General features: G+C 54.9%; 19 protein-coding genes. 7 read left to right on the forward strand and 12 right to left on the reverse strand.

The genetic code is table 11. The features are described 5' to 3' along the window. Positions 1-130: 130 nt before the first annotated feature. Entirely contained in the window at positions 131-688 is a 558-nt protein-coding gene (locus tag Q3V30_RS18730; protein WP_306208361.1) for a YtfJ family protein, read from the forward strand. A gap of 299 nt (positions 689-987) precedes the next feature. On the opposite strand, the gene cysQ is transcribed toward Q3V30_RS18730, so the two are convergent. Next, complete coding sequence (gene cysQ, locus Q3V30_RS18735; RefSeq protein ID WP_306208363.1) at positions 988-1,728, reverse strand: 3'(2'),5'-bisphosphate nucleotidase CysQ; 741 nt, start codon at positions 1,726-1,728, stop codon at positions 988-990. A gap of 326 nt (positions 1,729-2,054) precedes the next feature. Between cysQ and Q3V30_RS18740 the strand changes: the two genes are divergently transcribed. Next, a complete protein-coding gene (locus Q3V30_RS18740; protein WP_306208365.1) occupies positions 2,055-4,013 on the forward strand; it encodes a bifunctional 2',3'-cyclic-nucleotide 2'-phosphodiesterase/3'-nucleotidase in 1,959 nt (652 codons plus the stop codon). Between the two features lie 34 nt (positions 4,014-4,047). Here Q3V30_RS18740 and bamJ read toward each other — a convergent pair whose 3' ends face one another. Next, the gene (gene bamJ / locus Q3V30_RS18745; RefSeq protein ID WP_306208367.1) at positions 4,048-4,668 is read right to left on the reverse strand and encodes a BamJ family beta-barrel-assembly machinery protein; all 621 of its coding nucleotides are present in this window, start codon (positions 4,666-4,668) and stop codon (positions 4,048-4,050) included. Between bamJ and Q3V30_RS18750 the strand changes: the two genes are divergently transcribed. Both Q3V30_RS18750 and Q3V30_RS18755 read left to right on the forward strand, forming a co-directional pair. Further along, positions 4,667-4,801: a hypothetical protein gene (locus Q3V30_RS18750; RefSeq protein WP_306208368.1), complete on the forward strand. Its 135-nt coding sequence runs from the start codon at positions 4,667-4,669 to the stop codon at positions 4,799-4,801. The two genes, bamJ and Q3V30_RS18750, sit on opposite strands and share 2 nt — an antisense overlap. Before the next feature lie 165 nt (positions 4,802-4,966). Beyond that, complete coding sequence (locus Q3V30_RS18755; RefSeq protein WP_306208370.1) at positions 4,967-5,518, forward strand: OapA family protein; 552 nt, start codon at positions 4,967-4,969, stop codon at positions 5,516-5,518. 65 nt (positions 5,519-5,583) lie between these two features. Here the strand turns inward: Q3V30_RS18755 and rplI are convergent, their stop codons facing one another. From rplI to rpsF, 4 genes are read right to left on the reverse strand one after another with little or no spacing between them, the layout of a single operon-like run. Then, positions 5,584-6,036 carry a 50S ribosomal protein L9 gene (gene rplI, locus Q3V30_RS18760; protein ID WP_306208372.1) on the reverse strand — a complete coding sequence of 151 codons (453 nt, stop codon included), beginning with the start codon at positions 6,034-6,036 and terminating at the stop codon, positions 5,584-5,586. A gap of 39 nt (positions 6,037-6,075) precedes the next feature. After that, a complete protein-coding gene (rpsR, locus tag Q3V30_RS18765) occupies positions 6,076-6,303 on the reverse strand; it encodes a 30S ribosomal protein S18 (RefSeq protein ID WP_002210155.1) in 228 nt (75 codons plus the stop codon). Between the two features lie 4 nt (positions 6,304-6,307). After that, the gene (gene priB / locus Q3V30_RS18770; RefSeq protein WP_306213249.1) at positions 6,308-6,625 is read right to left on the reverse strand and encodes a primosomal replication protein N; all 318 of its coding nucleotides are present in this window, start codon (positions 6,623-6,625) and stop codon (positions 6,308-6,310) included. A 6-nt stretch (positions 6,626-6,631) separates the two neighbouring features. Beyond that, a complete protein-coding gene (gene rpsF / locus Q3V30_RS18775) occupies positions 6,632-7,027 on the reverse strand; it encodes a 30S ribosomal protein S6 (protein ID WP_306208375.1) in 396 nt (131 codons plus the stop codon). A 398-nt stretch (positions 7,028-7,425) separates the two neighbouring features. Here rpsF and Q3V30_RS18780 point away from each other — a divergent pair, with 398 nt between their 5' ends. After that, a complete protein-coding gene (locus Q3V30_RS18780) occupies positions 7,426-7,635 on the forward strand; it encodes a hypothetical protein (protein ID WP_306208377.1) in 210 nt (69 codons plus the stop codon). A gap of 126 nt (positions 7,636-7,761) precedes the next feature. Here Q3V30_RS18780 and yjfP read toward each other — a convergent pair whose 3' ends face one another. Further along, on the reverse strand, positions 7,762-8,511 hold the full coding sequence (yjfP, locus tag Q3V30_RS18785; RefSeq protein WP_306208379.1) for an esterase: 750 nt from the start codon (positions 8,509-8,511) through the stop codon (positions 7,762-7,764). A 163-nt stretch (positions 8,512-8,674) separates the two neighbouring features. Here yjfP and Q3V30_RS18790 point away from each other — a divergent pair, with 163 nt between their 5' ends. Both Q3V30_RS18790 and bsmA read left to right on the forward strand, forming a co-directional pair. Beyond that, a complete protein-coding gene (locus tag Q3V30_RS18790) occupies positions 8,675-10,609 on the forward strand; it encodes a methyl-accepting chemotaxis protein (protein WP_306208381.1) in 1,935 nt (644 codons plus the stop codon). A 49-nt stretch (positions 10,610-10,658) separates the two neighbouring features. Then, the gene (gene bsmA / locus Q3V30_RS18795; protein ID WP_306208383.1) at positions 10,659-10,982 is read left to right on the forward strand and encodes a biofilm peroxide resistance protein BsmA; all 324 of its coding nucleotides are present in this window, start codon (positions 10,659-10,661) and stop codon (positions 10,980-10,982) included. Here bsmA and Q3V30_RS18800 read toward each other — a convergent pair. From Q3V30_RS18800 to Q3V30_RS18820, 5 genes are all read right to left on the reverse strand, one after another. Then, a complete protein-coding gene (locus tag Q3V30_RS18800) occupies positions 10,959-12,587 on the reverse strand; it encodes an isovaleryl-CoA dehydrogenase (RefSeq protein ID WP_306208385.1) in 1,629 nt (542 codons plus the stop codon). The genes bsmA and Q3V30_RS18800 overlap by 24 nt on opposite strands. A gap of 106 nt (positions 12,588-12,693) precedes the next feature. Then, positions 12,694-13,428, reverse strand: a complete 735-nt coding sequence (gene rlmB, locus Q3V30_RS18805; protein WP_306208387.1) for a 23S rRNA (guanosine(2251)-2'-O)-methyltransferase RlmB — start codon at positions 13,426-13,428, stop codon at positions 12,694-12,696. A gap of 156 nt (positions 13,429-13,584) precedes the next feature. Next, entirely contained in the window at positions 13,585-16,038 is a 2,454-nt protein-coding gene (gene rnr, locus Q3V30_RS18810) for a ribonuclease R (RefSeq protein ID WP_306208389.1), read from the reverse strand. A 19-nt stretch (positions 16,039-16,057) separates the two neighbouring features. Beyond that, positions 16,058-16,495, reverse strand: coding sequence for a nitric oxide-sensing transcriptional repressor NsrR (nsrR, locus tag Q3V30_RS18815; protein WP_306208391.1), 438 nt, complete (start codon positions 16,493-16,495; stop codon positions 16,058-16,060). 191 nt (positions 16,496-16,686) lie between these two features. Continuing rightward, on the reverse strand, positions 16,687-17,985 hold the full coding sequence (locus Q3V30_RS18820) for an adenylosuccinate synthase (RefSeq protein ID WP_306208393.1): 1,299 nt from the start codon (positions 17,983-17,985) through the stop codon (positions 16,687-16,689). Between the last annotated feature and the right edge of the window lie 96 nt (positions 17,986-18,081).

The following is an 18,081-nucleotide window of genomic DNA, read 5'->3' on the forward strand; positions in this document are numbered from 1 at the left end:
AAACCTTCAATTGAAAGCGAATTGTGCAGTGTGTTGCAAAGATGTTAGCCCGATGCGACAGCAGCATCTTCTGCGCTTATTATTGCAGGAACATGACTAACTGGTCTGATCACCTTAAAAGGAGAAGCCGATGGCTGCCGTTCGCTTACTTTTTGTTCTTATCTCACTTTCACTGCCTTTTGTTGCTGGCGCGCATGCCTTTAAAGAGGGTCAGCGCGTTCCTGCTATCGGTATTTCCGACAAAGGCGAGATGCTGTTGCAGCAGGATAAATTTAGTTATCAACGGTGGAACAGTGCGAAATTGCCAGGCAAGGTACGGGTGATCCAGCATATCGCTGGCCGCTCCTCCTCCAAAGAGAAGAACGCTTCGCTTATAGAAGCGATTAAGTCAGCAATGTTTCCACACGATCGTTACCAGACTACCACCGTGGTCAACACCGATGATGCGATCCCCGGCACAGGAATGTTTGTTCGCAGCAGCATCGAAAACAACAAAAAGCAGTTCCCCTGGTCGCAGTTCATCGTAGACAGCAACGGCGTGGCTAAAAAGGCCTGGCAGCTGGAGGATGGCGGTTCCGCGATTGTGGTGCTGGATAAAAAAGGGGAGGTGCGATTTGCAAAGGATGGCGCGCTGACACAGGAGGAGGTGAAGCAGGTGGTGGCACTGGTGCACAGGCTGCTGGAGTAAAAGGTGAGATCAAGGCCTGAAGTATAAAGACAAAAGCAAAATAGCTGCGCTGCCTCCCTTCAGCCAGACAACAGTGAGAGTTTCGGGAGGAGAGTGGGCTGATAAGCAAAGGCTAAGCGGCATGGACGCCGCTTCGCAGCCCCCACAGATGGGTTCACGGCGTCTTTGTGTTCAGCCCACTCTCTTCGACCATGCAGCCCGGATTCCAGACTACGAGCGTTTTATCGATCCAGACCAAATGTCCTTCAGCATTTCCGATTCATGCATCTTGCAAAACTTCCCAACCACGAACTTAACTGTCAGAAAATCGACACGCGGAAGCCGGGGTTCAGGAATGATTCGCGCGGCGCATAATCGAGATCCTTGCCCTGCCAGTCATGAACGTGCGCGCCTGCCGCTACAGCAACAGCATGCCCTGCGCCGGTATCCCAGATATTGGTAGGCCCGAAGCGGGGATAGAGCTGCGCTTTTCCTTCCGCCACCAGGCAGAACTTCAGCGAAGAGCCAATCGCCGTGGTCTGATGCTCGCCTAACTGGCTGAGATAATCCTCCAGTTCCGTGTCGGAATGGGAACGGCTTACCACCACCAGCGGCGGACGGGCTTCCCGTACCTGAATCTGCTCGCGGTTTCCGCCCTCTTCTTTCCACGCTTTGCCCTCCGCTGCGGAGTACATTACGCCCAGTACCGGGGCATAGACCACGCCCAGCACCGGCTTGCCCATCTCAATCAGAGCGATGTTTACAGTGAACTCGCCGTTACGCTTGATAAACTCTTTGGTGCCATCAAGGGGATCGACCAGCCAGTAGCGCTGCCAGTGCTGGCGAACCGACCAGCCCGGCGGATCCTCTTCCGATAACACCGGGATCTCTGGAGAAAGTGCGGAAAGCCCCTGAACAATCACCTTATGAGCAGCGATATCTGCCGCAGTAACCGGTGAATCATCTGACTTGTGAGAGACATCAAGCGGCGCCTGTCCGTCATACACCACCATGATAGCATCGCCCGCTTCCCGAGCCAGCTGGCAGATTTTGTCTAACATTTTACACCTCATGATTAGCATCTTAAGACCGCGAATTACCGGCCAGTCTATATCTGCAGACCGATGGCTGAAACCTTAACCGATCATAGCAGCTGAGCGTAACCCCCTCTGGCCCGCATCCTGAATCTGCACGGGGTGAATGATAAAGAGAGGGCTTAATTATCAACAGCATAATGCATATCTTCTTCAGGAACCTCTGCTTTTTATCCCCAGTGGTATAAGCAGTAAATATTTGTAGCCGATCACATTTATATGAGACACAAGGTAACAAGTTCATAAAACTTTGAGATGTTAGAAGGCTGTCGCCCCTGACTAACGGAGAAATGATGTTTTACGGAAAAATAACCTTTCAGACCACGCTCTCTCTTTCGGCCCTTTTTGTCGCAGCTTCGCTTCATGCCGCTACGGTCGATTTCCGCCTGCTGGAAACAACTGACCTGCACAGCAACATGATGGATTTTGACTACTACAAAGATACCCCCAGCGAGAAATTTGGCCTGGTGCGTACGGCCACGCTGATTGAAGCCGCCCGCAAAGAGGCCCCTAACAGCGTGCTGGTCGACAACGGTGATATTATTCAGGGCAGCCCGCTCGGCGACTATATGGCAGCCAAAGGGCTGCAGCAGGGCGAGGTGCATCCTGTCTATAAGGCGATGAACACCCTGGATTATACGGTCGGCAACCTGGGCAACCATGAGTTTAACTATGGCCTCGATTATTTGCACAAGGCGATCGGTGGCGCCAGCTTCCCCTATATCAATGCCAATATCATTGATGTCAAAACCGGTAAGCCGCTTTTCACCCCCTGGCTGATTAAAGCGGTGACAGTCACCGACAGAGAGGGGAAATCCCACCAGCTTAAGATTGGTTATATTGGATTTGTGCCGCCGCAGATTATGGTCTGGGATAAAACCAACCTCACCGGCAAGGTCACGGTGAATGACATCACTGAAACCGCCCGCAAATGGGTTCCGGAGATGCGCAAAGCGGGTGCCGATATCGTGGTCGCCATTCCCCACTCCGGTCTCTCTGGCGACCCCTATAAAGCGATGGCGGAAAACTCGGTCTACTACCTCAGCCAGGTGCCGGGCATTGATGCGATCCTTTTCGGCCATGCGCATGCCGTATTCCCCAGCCAGGAGTTTGCCGGCATTAAGGGCGCGGACATCAAACAGGGCACGCTGAACGGCATTCCCGCCGTGATGCCGGGAATGTGGGGCGATCACCTTGGCGTGGTCGATCTGGTACTGGATAATCAGCAGGGGCGCTGGCAGGTGAGCAGCGCCAGAGCGGAAGCCCGTCCGATCTACGACAAAACGGCGAAGAAGTCGCTGGCCGCTGAAGATCCGGCCCTGCTGCAGGTCATGGAACAGGATCATAAAGCGACGCGCGACTTTGTCAGCAAACCGATCGGCAACTCTGCCGATGTGATGTACAGCTACCTGTCGCTGGTGCAGGATGACCCAACCGTGCAGATTGTGAACAACGCCCAGCGCGACTACGTGCAGCGGTACATTCAGGGCGATCCCGATTTGGCCAATCTACCGGTACTGACGGCGGCTGCGCCGTTTAAAGCGGGCGGTCGTAAAAACGATCCCTCCAGCTACGTTGAGGTGGAAAAAGGCCCCCTCACCTTCCGTAACGCCGCCGATCTCTACCTTTACCCCAATACGCTGGTGGTGATGAAAGTCAGTGGTAAAGAGGTGAAAGAGTGGCTGGAGTGTTCCGCCGGCCAGTTCAATCAGATCGATCCGCACAATAGCCAGCCTCAGTCGCTGATTAACTGGGATTTTCGTACCTACAATTTTGATGTGATTGATGGCGTTAACTACCGCATCGACGTTACGCAGCCGGCCCGATACGATGCCGAATGTCAGATGAGTAATGAAAAGGCATCACGTATCAGAGATCTGACCTTCAAGGGTAAGCCGATCGATCCGCAGGCAACCTTTCTGGTAGCAACCAATAACTACCGGGCCTATGGCGGTAAATTTGCAGGAACGGGAGAGAGCCATATCGCCTTTGCTTCCCCGGATGAGAACCGGTCCGTTGTCGCAGCCTATATCAGCGCGCAGACCAAAGTGCATGGCGAAGTGAAGCCGCAGGCGGATAACAACTGGAAGCTGGCGCATATTGAGAGCAGCACGCCGCTGGATATTCGTTTTGAAACCTCTCCCGGCGAGAAAGCAGAAAAATTTATCCGTGCGCAGGCGCAGTATCCGTTACAGCAAAAAGGAACGGATGAAACGGGCTTTGCTCTTTATCAGGTAGATTTGCAGAAATAACGGGGAATGGGCCAGGCGTACCTGGCCCTTTATCTTACAGGATCTCTAACAGCTCCACTTCAAACACCAGGGTGCTGAAAGGAGGAATTGAGGCGCCTGCGCCACGCTCGCCGTAGGCCAGCTCATGAGGGATAACCAGCTCCCACTTTGAGCCCACTGGCATCAGCGTCAGCGCTTCGATCCAGCCTGGGATCACGCCGCTTACCGGGAATTCAGCCGGCTCGCCGCGCTGTACGGAACTGTCGAATACGCTGCCGTCAGTGAGTTTGCCGGTGTAGTGCACGCGTACGCGGTCCTGACGGGAAGGGATTGCGCCCTCGCCCTGCGTGATCACGCTGAACTGCAGGCCAGACTCGGTGCTGCTCACGCCGTCGCGCTTGATGTTCTCTTCCAGGAATTTCTGACCTTCAACTGCCATTTCCTGCTGGCGCTCACGACGCACCGCATCAGCGCGCTCATGAACTTCGCGCAGCGCACGGTGAACAACATCTACAGGTACAGCAGGGGCGTTCCCTTCCAGCGCATCGCGCAGGCCCGCCAGCAATGCTTCTGGTTGCAGACCCTGCAGACCAGATTCCAGCAGCTGCTGGCCAACCTGTAAACCGATACCGTAACTTGCTTGCGCTTCTACGCTGTCAAAAGAAGGGGTAGTCATGGATTTTCCTTTCATCATTGATAAAACCAGTGCAGAGCATAACAGCGCAGACATCGGGCGTAAAATGGCATCTTCTTCAGGTGACTTTTCGCGGCTAAAAGGAAACAATACCCGGATCCCACGGGCGGAATAAACTCCGCACGCACAATGCGTTATCAGCTATATTTTAGTCGAGGTTAACATGGGCCATCTTGCCCGCAGGCGAAGGAAAAGCCAGTCGCTTTCTCTGAACGGTTGGTTAAACCGGGTAGTAAAAAGCTCACTATTAGCGCGAGGTTCGCGCCAGGAGGAGGACCCCATGCCCAAAGCGTCTTCATCATCACGAGTCCCGCACTGGTTGAGCTGGATTTGGCATCTGCCGGAGTCCGTGCGCTGGATGGATCCGCTGCCGCCGTTTCACCGTCGCGGTATCATCCTCGCTCTGATTGTGATGCTGCTGGCCTTTCTCTGGCCTGCGCCGTCACCCGAACGGCCCCCGATAACGTCTGGCCAGCCTTCGGAGACCAGTATACCGATGCAGGCTGAACTCGAGCCCACAGCACCGGTGCAGAGGCCTTCAACGCCAGCACCAACTACCAACGACTCGCAGGGCACATGGCATAATTATGAAATTGCCGCAGGGCAAACGCTGGCGCAGCTGTTTCGCGATAATAATCTGCCGGTCAATGATGTCTTTGCAATGGCGCGGGTAGAGGGCGACGATAAGCCGCTGAGCAATTTACAAACCGGACAGGCTGTTCGCATTCGTCAGAATGCGCAGGGTGTGGTGAATGGCTTAACGGTGGATACCGACAGCGGACAGATATTATTTACCCGTCAGCCAGATGGATCCTTTGTTCGCGCACAATAAGGCGGCGGGGACAAAAACAAAAACGCCGGCACATGGCCGGCGTTTTTCAGCAGTAACGTCAGCGATTAAGCTTCAGAAACTACGTTTACAATCAGTTTAGCGAAGACTTCGCTGTGAACCTGGAAGTCCACTTCGTGCTCACCGGTGGTGCGCAGAACGCCGTTCGGCAGACGAACTTCGCTCTTAGCCACTTCAACGCCAGCTGCAGTTACAGCGTCAGCGATGTCGCGGGTACCGATGGAACCGAACAGTTTACCTTCGTCGCCTGCTTTAGACGCGAGAGTAACGGTGCCCAGTGCGTTGATTTTCTCAGCACGTGCATTAGCTGCAGAGAGAACGTCAGCCAGTTTGGCTTCCAGTTCTGCACGGCGTGTTTCGAAGAACTCAACGTTTTTCTTGGTAGCAGGAACAGCTTTACCCTGTGGAACCAGGAAGTTACGAGCGTAGCCCGCTTTAACATTAACCTGATCACCCAGGCTGCCCAGGTTTGCTACTTTATCAAGCAGAATAACTTGCATTACCTTATCCTCTTAAAGTCGTTAATAGACAGCGGCCAGTTACTGATGACGATCGGTATATGGCAGCAGGGACAAGTAGCGAGCGCGCTTGATGCAACGAGCGAGCTGACGCTGGTATTTTGCACGAGTACCGGTAATACGGCTCGGGACAATTTTACCGCTTTCGGTAATGTAGTTTTTCAGCGTAGCGATATCTTTGTAATCAATCTCTACAACGCCTTCCGCGGTGAAACGGCAGAACTTGCGACGACGGAAATAACGTGCCATTAGGCTAGTCTCCAGAATCTATCAATTCAATCTGCTCGGCATGCAGTACCGTTTTGTTCAGTCCATTGCGGCCTTGATGGCAGCTAATAAAGCCTGAAACGGTAAGGTGCGTGCCGACCGTTATACTAAGAGTAAGGGCCTGATGGGCTTTGCCGCTGATAATCACCGGCATCCGACACCAGGCTTGCCGGCTGAAACCGGCTTCCACCTGCGATGAACGGTGCTCAAGCACGAACTGGCAGTGTGGAATACCTGACGGGCTTATTTTACGCATCGGCGTCTTGCACACGGTGCCAGACAGCGTCAGCCGATTAGCCGTCACGGTCAATTACTCTTCAGAATCCCCAGTATCTGCATCATCAGAGGTTTCGTTAGCAAAATCTTCGCGACGATCACGACGCTCATCTTTCGCTTTAACCATCGGAGATGCTTCGGTAACCGCGTGCTTAACGCGCATAACCATGCTGCGGATAACGGCGTCGTTGAAGCGGAAGTTAGTTTCCAGCTCATCGATCGCTTCCTGCGGAGCTTCCACGTTCATCAGAACGTAGTGTGCTTTGTGCAGTTTATTGATCGGGTAAGCCAGCTGACGACGGCCCCAGTCTTCCAGACGGTGGATCGTGCCTTCTGCACCAGTGATAGCACCAGTGTAACGCTCGATCATGCCCGGAACCTGTTCGCTTTGGTCAGGGTGAACCATAAATACGATTTCGTAATGACGCATCGAATTTGCTCCTTACGGATTATTCAGCCTCCTGTCAGGGTCAGCCGCGGCCCACGGAAGCAAGGAACGTTATAAGCTGTGCCCCAAACTGTTTACTGGGTCACAACCTGAGAATGCGGCTGAAAAATTGACGCGTAATCATACTGGCGGCTCTGCAGAAACTCAAGGTAAAGTCGAGGCAGGGTGTAAATTATTTGTCAGCGGGGCGCTGCTCAAAGCAGGCATTTCGTGCTTACTGAGTGAGATCAGTCTGTTAGAGAAAAGTCATTCAAAAAAGCTGATCTAAAACAGCAAGAATTACTAATACCTTTTAGCGCGGAAGGGGCTAAACTATACCTGTTGCTTATGACACGACCCTGACGTCAGCGTCAGACGGTTACCTGATTGTGGAGTTCACTATGAAAACCATCGCAATCGCCACTTTACTCGGTCTATTCCTTTCCACATCCGCCCTTGCCAGTACCTCTGGCTGCGAGCAGCAGGTGAAAAGCTACACCAGCAACGCGGCGAACAGTTACGTCTATATAAACCGGATTGCGTCTCCGTTAGACAAAACATCGCATAAAGCCCCGACCACCGCAGCAGAGCGGCTCTCCGGGCAGCTTTGAGAACCTGATTGCATCAGGGCACTCAATATCAGCAGAAACGGCACAGATCCCCGGCCAGGGTTTACCTGAACGGGGCTGCGCGATCGCTGCTGATCGGAATATGCACCACCCAGAGTTACCCGGCGGCTATAAATGCTGCTTATAAAAGGCCGTTATCGCCGTCAGCGCAGGCGGGGTGATGCGATGCCCGACGCCCTGCTCGGTAATAAATGTCAGATTTGCATCGAGCTTCGCTTCACGCAGCGCTTTTTCTAACCTGAAGCTTTCTGCCGCTGGCACCACCTCGTCCGCTTCGCCGTGCCAGACCAGCAGAGGCCGGTTGGCGATCTTGTCCAGCTGTTCGCTGATATCATAACTCGCCAGCGGCGCCATTCTTTCAGCAATCTCTTGTTTCTGCTGCGGCGTTTTTGCCTCCAGCGGAGGAAACAGCGTCTGTGACAGCGACATGAAATAGCCCGAACCCATCATACAGGCCACGCTGGTAATATGAGCGTATCGCGCCATCGCCCCCAGTGCGGTCATGCCGCCCATTGACGCGCCCGCTACCGCAAATCGCCCCTCTTCCACCAGCTGTTGTTCGCGTAACGCCTCCTCAATGATCGCTACTTCATCAATATTGCTTTTGAGGATCTCCCAGAAACGGGTCAGCCTTAATTCTGTGTCGCCGTTGAAGCGTGAGCCATGCATATCTGCATCAGGCATAACTACGCGAAACCCTGCCTTTGCCAGTGCAACGGCAAAATAGGCGTAGACCTCTTTCGAGGAGGCAAATCCGTGCCAGAAAACAAGGGTGGGCAGCGGCGTAGAGCGTTTCCCTGTTGGCGTGGCGTGCAGACACTCAATGCCTGCAAAAGAGTCCGTCGCTATCTCAATCATTAAGCCTCCGGTTGAGAGAAGGTGGCGATGAGGGGCCAGCTCAAAAGCTGGGATTTGAGTTTATTCGCTAAATGGTTGCCCTGCTCACAAAATTAAAAATTAAATGTTTCATGAATGTTGCCGTTAACCGATTCAACCCCCCTAAAAAAATAACAGGTCATCCATGAAAAATTTCTCATTCCGGCGCTGGAGCCTTGGCGTAAAGCTCTCGGTGATCACCTCGCTCAGTGTCGCTATGCTTTTACTTATTCTGACGTTAGCCTTAACGCACAATGCCGCTAAGCAACTGCAAACGTTAACCCAGGAAAATATGGATAACCAGGTCAGCGGTATTGGCGATATGGCGGCCATGTTCAACAGTACGCTTAGCGAAGAGGTGGCCAACTATACGGCGCTCTTCCAGAGTTTTTTGCCCAAACGTTTTACCCTGGATGAAACGCAGCAGATTGCCATTGGCGCAGAACAGACGCCAACCCTGCGCGCAGGCCTGAAAACCCTGAACCTGGATCAGGTGCTGGTGGATGACTTCCAGCAGCGCACCGGCGCCATCTCCACGATTTTCGTGCGTACGGGCGACGACTTTATGCGTATCTCCACCTCGCTACGTAAAGAGGATGGCGAGCGTGCCATCGGCACCCGCCTGGATCACGCCAGCCCGGCCTGGAAACGTGTCCAGAAAGGAGAAATTTATCAGGGCGTAAGCATGCTCTTTGGCAAGCGCTATATCACGCAGTATCAGCCGGTGACGGATGCCAGCGGTAAAGTTATCGGTATTCTGTTTGTTGGCGTCGATATCAGCAAACAGTATGCCGAAATCCGGCAAAAAGTGCTGGATAAGAAGCTGGGTGAAACCGGGCATTTTGTGGTGCTGGATAACGCTGAAGGCAAAAACCACGGTAAATTTGTTTTCCATCCTTCCGAAGAAGGAAAAACGCCGCGCTGGTCAGAAGCATTACAGCAGCAGCTGCTGAGCACCCCTGCCGGTATGGTGGAAGCGCCTGATGAAAATGGCTCGACGCAGATCATGACCTGGCATCAGCTGCCTGAGTGGAACTGGGTTATTCTGGGCGAAGTGAACAAATCGAGCCTGCTGGCGCCGATTGAGCACACCCGCGATCTGTTCCTGATGATTGGCGCCGCGCTGGTGCTGGTGTTCGCGCTCGGCTTTGTGATCACCACCCGTAGCTGGGTCAGCAAGCCGCTGCAGGAAGTCATTGAGCTGGCCCGGCATTATGCCGCTGGCAACCTGCTGGCCACGCTGAATACCCGTCGTCATGATGAGGTGGGCCAGTTGATTATCGCCATCAACGGAATTGGTGACGGACTGGAGCAGATTGTCGCTCAGGTGCGTGAAGCCGCACAGGAGATCAGCACCGGTACCGATGCCATTGCGCTGAGTAGTGAGAATATCAGCGAACAGATCTCCCGTCAGGCCAGTAGCGTGGAAGAAACCTCAGCCAGCATGGAGCAGCTTAGCGCGACGGTGGCACAGAACGCGGCCAACGTCTCTCAGGCTCTGACGCTGGTAGATGAAGCAGCCTCAGCGGTGAGCAATGGTGGCGAAACCGTGTCGCGCTCGGTGGTAACCATGACCGATATCAAGAGCGCCTCACAGAGCATTGCTGACATCACGCATGTGATTGAGTCTATCGCTTTCCAGACCAATATTCTGGCGCTTAACGCAGCCGTTGAAGCCGCACGCGCGGGCGAACACGGTAAAGGTTTTGCCGTGGTAGCGGCAGAAGTCCGGGCGCTGGCCCAGCGCAGTGCGCAGGCGGCAAAAGAGATTGACGGATTAATCGAAAACTCGCTGAGCAAAGTGGTGCAGGGTCACGATCTCTCCGAGCAAACGCGTCAGGCGATGGAAGATATTGTCGGGCGCATCGGGCAGGTTAAAGTGCTGATGAGTGAAATAAACGTCGCCTCGAAAGAGCAGTCTGCCGGCATCGGCCAGGTGAACATTGCCATGAACCAGATAGGCCATGCCACGCACCAGAACACCGAGCTGGTCTCCACCTCCGAGGCAACGGCGCAGGAGCTGAGTCGCAAAGGTCATCATCTGACGGAGCTGGTCAGCGTATTTACGCTTAAAGGCTAAACTCTGTGGGATAGTTTACACTTTTAGCTATCCCACTGGAGGAGCCGCCATGAGCCGTGTAGTCATCTTGCTGTTAGTTTTGCTGACCGCTGGTTGTAGCCAGCTTAAAACGAAACCTGAATCGCCGCCGCCGCCCACTTCACAGGCACAGGAGGTCAACCGCGCGCAAAGCCTGAACCTCACAAAGCTTGGCTCCATCACCGTTAATGAACGGGGATCGCCAGACGATGCGGAACGGGCGATAGCGGCTAAAGCCAACCAGGCTGGCGCAAGCTACTACTACATTCAGATGATCAGCGAAACCGTGATGCCGGGACTCTGGTACGCCAGCGCGATTCTTTACGGTCCTTCAACCACCGGCAGCGCGCAGTAGCAGGCGCGCGGCTACGCTTTCCGGCACGCGCGCGTGGCCTCTGGCATCGAGCATCTGGCGGCACCATGCGTCCGCCAGACCCGGTTCCAGATGCGTCATCACCTGCGCGCCGCAGGCAAGAGCAAACAGCGCTTCACACAGGCTTCTGGCCTGCGCCTCCTGTGGCTTACGCAGCCAAAGTTTTGTCTGCCGCCACAGTCTGTCGTAATGACGATTCTGCCCTTTCACCGCGTCAAATTCCGTGCAGAGCATCTCCATGACGCCCGGCTGCCTGGCCACTACGCGCAGCACATCCAGACACATCACATTTCCTGAGCCTTCCCAGATGCTGTTTACCGGCATTTCACGATAGAGGCGCGGCAGCTCGCTCTCTTCGCAATAGCCGATGCCGCCCAGCACCTCCATCGACTCGGCAACAAAAGCGCTGCCTCGTTTGCAGACCACATACTTGGCTGCAGGCGTAAACAGGCGGCTGAAAACTTTCTCCTGTTCACTTTTATCAAACGACCAGGCGCGGGCAAGGCGCATCAGCATGGCAGTCTGCCCTTCCAGCATCAAAGCCTGAGAAGATAAAACCTGTCTCATAAGCGGCTGATCCACCAGATTTTTGCCCAGCACCTGGCGCTGATGCGCATGATAAAGCGCGACCGAGAAGGCCCGTCGCATCATTGCATGGCTGCCCAGCACGCAATCGAAGCGGGTATAGCCGCCCATTTTCAGGATCTGACGAATGCCCTCCCCCTCTTCGCCAAGCAGCCAGCCGCTGGCATTAAAAAACTCCACCTCGCTGCTGGCGTTGGAGCGGTTACCCAGCTTCTCCTTCAGCCGTTCAATATGCACCGCATTTCTTTCGCCGCCGGGCAGCAGGCGCGGCATGAAAAAGCAGGATAAACCGCCTTTCGCCTGCGCCAGCACCAGGTGAGCATCACTTTGTGGTACCGAGAAGAACCATTTGTGCCCGGTAAGGTGATAGCACTCGCCATTGCCGCGCGAGGCGGCTGGTTCCGCCCGGGTGGTATTACTCAGCACATCCGTACCGCCCTGCTTCTCGGTCATTCCCATGCCGATCAACAGCCCTTTCTTCAGCGGCGCTTCCTGCAAATGCGCATCGTAGCGATCCGAAAGCAGCGGCTTCAGCCACGACTGAAAAGGCGCGGGAAGATGCTTTTGCAACAGAGGAATTGCCCCGAAGGTCATGGTGATGGGGCAAAGGCTGCCCGCCTCAACCTGCCCATGGACGATAAAACGGGCGGCGCGGGCCACAAAGGCCGCTTCGGGCGCATTTTCCTGCCAGGGAAGGTTATGGACGCGATTGGCGCACAATCCCTGCATCAGCAAATGCCAGGCAGGATGAAAACGCACCTCATCCAGCCGTTCGCCTCTGGGGTCGAAACGCAGCAGCTCAGGCGGAGAAACGTTCGCCAGCCGCCCTAATTCCAGTGATTCTGCACTGCCCAACTGCTGCCCGACAGAAGCGAGCAGATCGAGATCCCAGCCAGCCCCTTCACGCAGTACGGCCTCGCGCAGCGGCGTATCAGAGAGAAACAGATTGCTGTTTGCCAGAGAGAGAGGTTGATTAAAAACGGTATGGGTTTTCCACTCCATTGCGGCATCCTTTTCATTAACACAACACACAGTGAGTATGCGTGACAGAGCAGAACTGGCGAGGAAAAGAGGGGGAATTCGGGGCGCAGGTCACGCCCCGGAACGCTTACTTACGGCGCTGGCGCACCGCTTCATACAGGCAAACACCCGTAGCAACAGAGACGTTCAGAGAAGAGACGCTGCCCGCCATCGGGATACTGATCAGCTCATCACAGTGCTCGCGGGTGAGACGGCGCATACCTTCGCCCTCTGCGCCCATCACCAGCGCCATCGGGCCGGTCATTTTGCTCTGATAGAGGTCGTGATCGGCTTCGCCCGCGGTCCCGACGATCCACACGTTCGCTTCCTGCAGAACACGCATGGTTCTGGCCAGATTCGTTACGCGGATCAGGGGAACATTTTCCGCCGCGCCGCTGGCAACTTTTTTCGCCGTGGCATTCAGCTGGGCAGAACGATCGCGTGGGACGATAACCGCGTGAACGCCAGCGGCATCAGCGCTACGCAGGCAGGCGCCCAGGTTATGCGGATCGGTAATGCCATCCAGAATCAGCAGGAACGGCGACTCCAGGCTCTCCAGCAGAGCCGGCAGGTCGTTTTCCTGATACTGACGGCCAGGCTTCACGCGGGCCACGATGCCCTGATGCACGCCCCCTTCTACCTGGCTGTCCAGCCACTGGCGGTTAGCCATCTGCACCACAATGCCCTGCGCTTCCAGCTCTTTTACCAGCGGCTGCAGACGTTTATCATCACGTCCTTTCAGGATAAACACTTCCTGAAAACGTTGAGGATCGCTATCCAGCAGCGCCTTTACGGCGTGGATCCCAAATACAATTTCACTCATTGATCGGTTACTCAGTTGGTCTTTATGCGCGTGCGGAACGGGGTCCATCATGCGTTGTAGAGAGGGGCAGAAAGATCTCTGCCCCCTGGTAATTCTCTGGCTCACAGCACGCGAAACGCTCGCCCCCTGTGGCCAGGGCTTAAGCGCTACTTATGCTCAGGCCGGATTATCCGTTTTTTTCTTTGGCGCACGGCGTGAACGGCTGCCAGAGGTGCTTTTACGGTTTCTGTCCGCAGGCTTTCTCGGTTTTTTCTCTTTTTTGGCTCCCGCCTCAGCGCTGGCGTCATTGGCCTTCGGCTCACGGAAAGCGCTGTCCGGCTCAAAATTGCCTTTTCGCGGTGCCTGACGACGTTTGCCGCTGTTAGCGGAGCCGCCTTTCTTGGCACGGTCGCGCTCTGTTTTGCCTTCGCCACGCGGTTTACGGCTGCTTGAGATCATCGCAAAATCAATTTTGCGCTCGTCCATATGCACCGCTTCCACGCGCACTTCTACCGTATCGCCCAGGCGATAGGTTTTGCCGCCGGACTCACCAATCAGACGCTGCCCTACCGCATCGAAGCGGTAGTAATCATTGTCCAGCGTAGAGACATGCACCAGGCCGTCGATAAAGAGATCGGTTAAGCGAACAAAGAAGCCAAAGCCGGTAACGCTTGAGATAACCCCGGAGAAGGTTTCACCCACGTGGTCGTGCATAAAGTCACACTTCAGCCAGTCGGCCACGTCACGGGTTGCTTCATCTGCACGGCGCTCGGTCATGGAGCAGTGCTGGCCTAACTGCAGCATCTGCGGCAGGTCGTAGTGGAAGCCGCCTGTCGGCGTGGTATTCCCTTGCAGCGTGCCGTTCTCTTTCGCCAGCAGATACTTGATGGCGCGATGCAGCAGCAGATCGGGGTAGCGACGGATAGGCGAGGTAAAGTGCGCATAGGAAGCCAGCGCAAGGCCGAAGTGGCCACGGTTTTCCGGGTCGTAAACCGCCTGCTTCATCGAGCGCAGCAGCATGGTTTGCAGCATCTCTGCATCGGTACGGCTGGAGATCTGCTTCAGCAACTCGGCGTAGTCCAGCGGATGCGGTTTGTTGCCGCCTCCCAGCGTCAGTCCCAGCTCGTTGAGCACGGAGCGGAAGCTTTTGATGTTCTCTTCGCTTGGACGATCGTGGTCACGGAACAGGGCCGGCTCGTTATTTTTCTCAACATAACGGGCAGAGGCGATATTCGCCAGGATCATGCACTCTTCAATCAGCTTGTGCGCGTCATTGCGGGAAACCTGTTCAACGCGTTCAATACGGCGCTCGGCGTTGAAGACAAATTTGGCCTCATCGCTTTCAAACGAGATACCGCCACGCTGCTCGCGAGACTTCTCCAGCACCAGATACATGCGGTGCAGCTCTTCCAGGTCTTTAACCAGCGGCTGATATTGCTCGCGCAGCTCCTGGTCACCTTGCAGAATGCTCCACACTTTGTTGTAGGTCAGACGCGCCCAGGAGTTCATCACCGCTTCATAATGCTTGTAACCGGTTAATTTACCGGTGGCGGAGATGGTCATCTCGCAGACCATACAGAGGCGATCGACCTGCGGGTTCAGCGAGCAGAGGCCGTTTGAGAGCACTTCAGGCAGCATCGGTACAACCTGGGAAGGGAAGTACACTGAGGTGCCGCGGTTAACCGCTTCGTCATCAAGCGGCGTGCCCGGACGAACGTAATAGCTCACGTCGGCAATCGCCACCCACAGACGCCAGCCGCCGCCGCGTTTGCGCTCACAGAAGACAGCATCATCAAAGTCACGGGCATCTTCGCCATCAATGGTGACCAGCGGCAGATCGCGCAGATCCACACGGCCCGCTTTGGCTTCTTCCGGCACTTCTTCTTTCAGTTTGGCAATCTGCGCTTCCAGCTCGGGAGACCAGGAGTGCGGAATATCGTGGGTGCGCAGCGCCATTTCTACCGCCATGCTGGTGCCCATATTATCACCCAGCACTTCCACGACTTTACCCACGGCCTTGCTGCGGCGGGTCGGACGCTGAACCAGCTCCACCACCACCACATAGCCCATCCGCGCGCCCATCAGATCTTCAGCAGGAAGCAGAATATCAAAGCTCAGGCGGCTGTCGTCTGGCACCACAAAGCCCACGCCCGCTTCGGTGAAGTAGCGACCAACAATCTGGTTATTACGCGGCTCAAGCACCCGGACTACGCGGGCTTCACGGCGACCTTTACGATCTGCGCCCATGGCCTGTGCCAGGATCACATCGCCATGCATACACATTTTCATCTGTTCAGCAGAGAGGTAGAGATCGTCTTTGCTGCCTTCAATTCGCAGGAAGCCAAAGCCGTCGCGGTGGCCGATTACCTTTCCGCGCAGCAGATCAAGACGCTCTGGCAGGGCGTAGCACTGGCGACGGGTGAAGACCAGCTGGCCATCACGCTCCATGGCGCGCAGGCGGCGGCGTAAGGCTTCAGTCTGCTCTTCGCCAGAGATAGAGAGTTCTGTAGCCAGCTCTTCACGGCTGGCAGGTTTTTCGCGTTTATCCAGATGAGCCAGAATAAATTCGCGACTGGGAATGGGATTATCATATTTTTCAGCTTCCCGTTCCTTAAAAGGATCTTTTGACATAGCGGTTCCTCCGTTGTCATCAACTGCTGAATGAAGGGTGTTCAACCAGCAATAATTTGTAGAGCGGATGGTTATCTTCCAGCAGATCTGCCAGCGTGTAGCCATCCAAAACGGCCAGAAAACTCTGTACCGCATCGTGCAGCGCCTTTTTCAGGCGGCAGGCCGGGCTGATATGACAGGGGCTACAGTTTACTATCTGCAGGGGTTCCATATCGCGTACCACCTGACCAATCACAATTTCCGCAGCCGGTCTACCTAAGCGGATGCCGCCATTTTTCCCGCGTACCGCCGCAACATAGCCAGCCCGACTGAGCTGATTGATGATTTTGACCATATGATTACGTGAAACGCCATAGGCTTCTGTCACTTCGGTAATACTGGCCATCTGGCCCGCGGGCAAAGCGGCCAGATAGATCAGCGCACGTAGACCATAGTCGGTAAAACTCGTTAGCTGCACAGTAACCTCAGAGCCCTGGCTGACGCCAGAAGCGATGCCGTAATCCGCTCAAAATGAGTGAGTTATCAATGATGATAAACCAGCCTCTGCGTTTGAGGCCATTTTATTTAAGCAAGCGTTGATAATGAGAAAATAAGGCGGGAAGCGCAGACGGAAGAGTAAGGCCGGGCAAAGCCCGGCCTTTTTTAACATTATGCGTCAAACGGGTCGCGCAGGATCATGGTTTCGCTACGATCCGGACCGGTAGAGATGATATCAACCGGCACGCCGGTCACTTCTTCTACACGCTTAATGTAATCACGCGCGGCCTGTGGCAGGCCTTCCAGCGTCTTCACGCCAAAGGTAGTTTCAGACCAGCCCGGCATGCTTTCATAGATTGGCTCGATCCCTTCCCAGCCTTCGGCTGCCAGCGGGGTAGTCGTGACTTCACGGCCATCCGGCATACGGTAAGCCACGCAGATTTTCACCTCTTTCAGACCATCCAGCACGTCCAGCTTGGTCATGCAGAAGCCAGAAAGGGAGTTGATCTGCACCGCACGACGTACGGCCACTGCATCCAGCCAGCCGGTACGACGACGGCGGCCAGTGGTGGCGCCAAACTCGTTACCCTGCGCGCAGAGGAATTCGCCAGTTTCGTCGAATAACTCCGTCGGGAAAGGACCTGCGCCCACGCGGGTTGAGTAGGCTTTAACGATACCCAGCACGTAATCCACATAACGTGGGCCAATGCCTGAACCCGTTGCCACGCCGCCGGCAGTGGTGTTGGAAGAGGTCACATAGGGATAGGTACCGTGGTCGATATCCAGCAGCGTGCCCTGAGCTCCTTCAAACATGATCAGATCGCCACGCTGACGCGCGCCATCCAGCAGTTCAGAAACGTCAACCACCATGCCGGTCAGGATGTCGGCAATAGCCAGCACATCGTTCAGCACTTTGTCGTAATCAACCGCTTCTTCTTTGTAGTAGTTCACCAGCTGGAAGTTGTGATATTCCATCACCTCTTTCAGCTTCGCGGCGAAGGTTTCCTTGTTGAAGAGGTCGCCTACGCGCAGGCCACGGCGAGCCACTTTATCTTCGTAAGCAGGGCCGATACCACGACCGGTGGTGCCGATCGCTTTCGCGCCACGCGCTTTTTCACGCGCTACGTCCAGCGCTACGTGATATTCCAGGATCAAAGGACAGGCTTCAGAAATAAACAGACGTTCACGTACCGGGAAGCCGCGATCTTCCAGACCTTTCATCTCTTTCATCAGCGCAGCCGGAGAGAGCACCACACCGTTGCCGATGATGCTGGTCACGTTTTCACGCAGAATGCCTGATGGAATTAAATGGAGGACGGTTTTCTCACCGTTGATGACTAGCGTATGGCCAGCGTTATGGCCGCCCTGATAGCGCACAACATATTTTGCACGTTCAGTCAGGAGGTCAACAATCTTACCTTTACCTTCGTCACCCCATTGGGTGCCCAGTACGACGACGTTCTTACCCATTTCTCAAAATCACCGATTGCTTAAAAAAGGATTCTACCACCGTAAAACCCGTCTTTCAGCTCTTTTAGCATACGATTGCGCACTTTTTTATCTGCA

The organism is Erwinia pyri, assembly GCF_030758455.1.
GTDB classification, from domain to species: domain Bacteria; phylum Pseudomonadota; class Gammaproteobacteria; order Enterobacterales; family Enterobacteriaceae; genus Erwinia; species Erwinia pyri.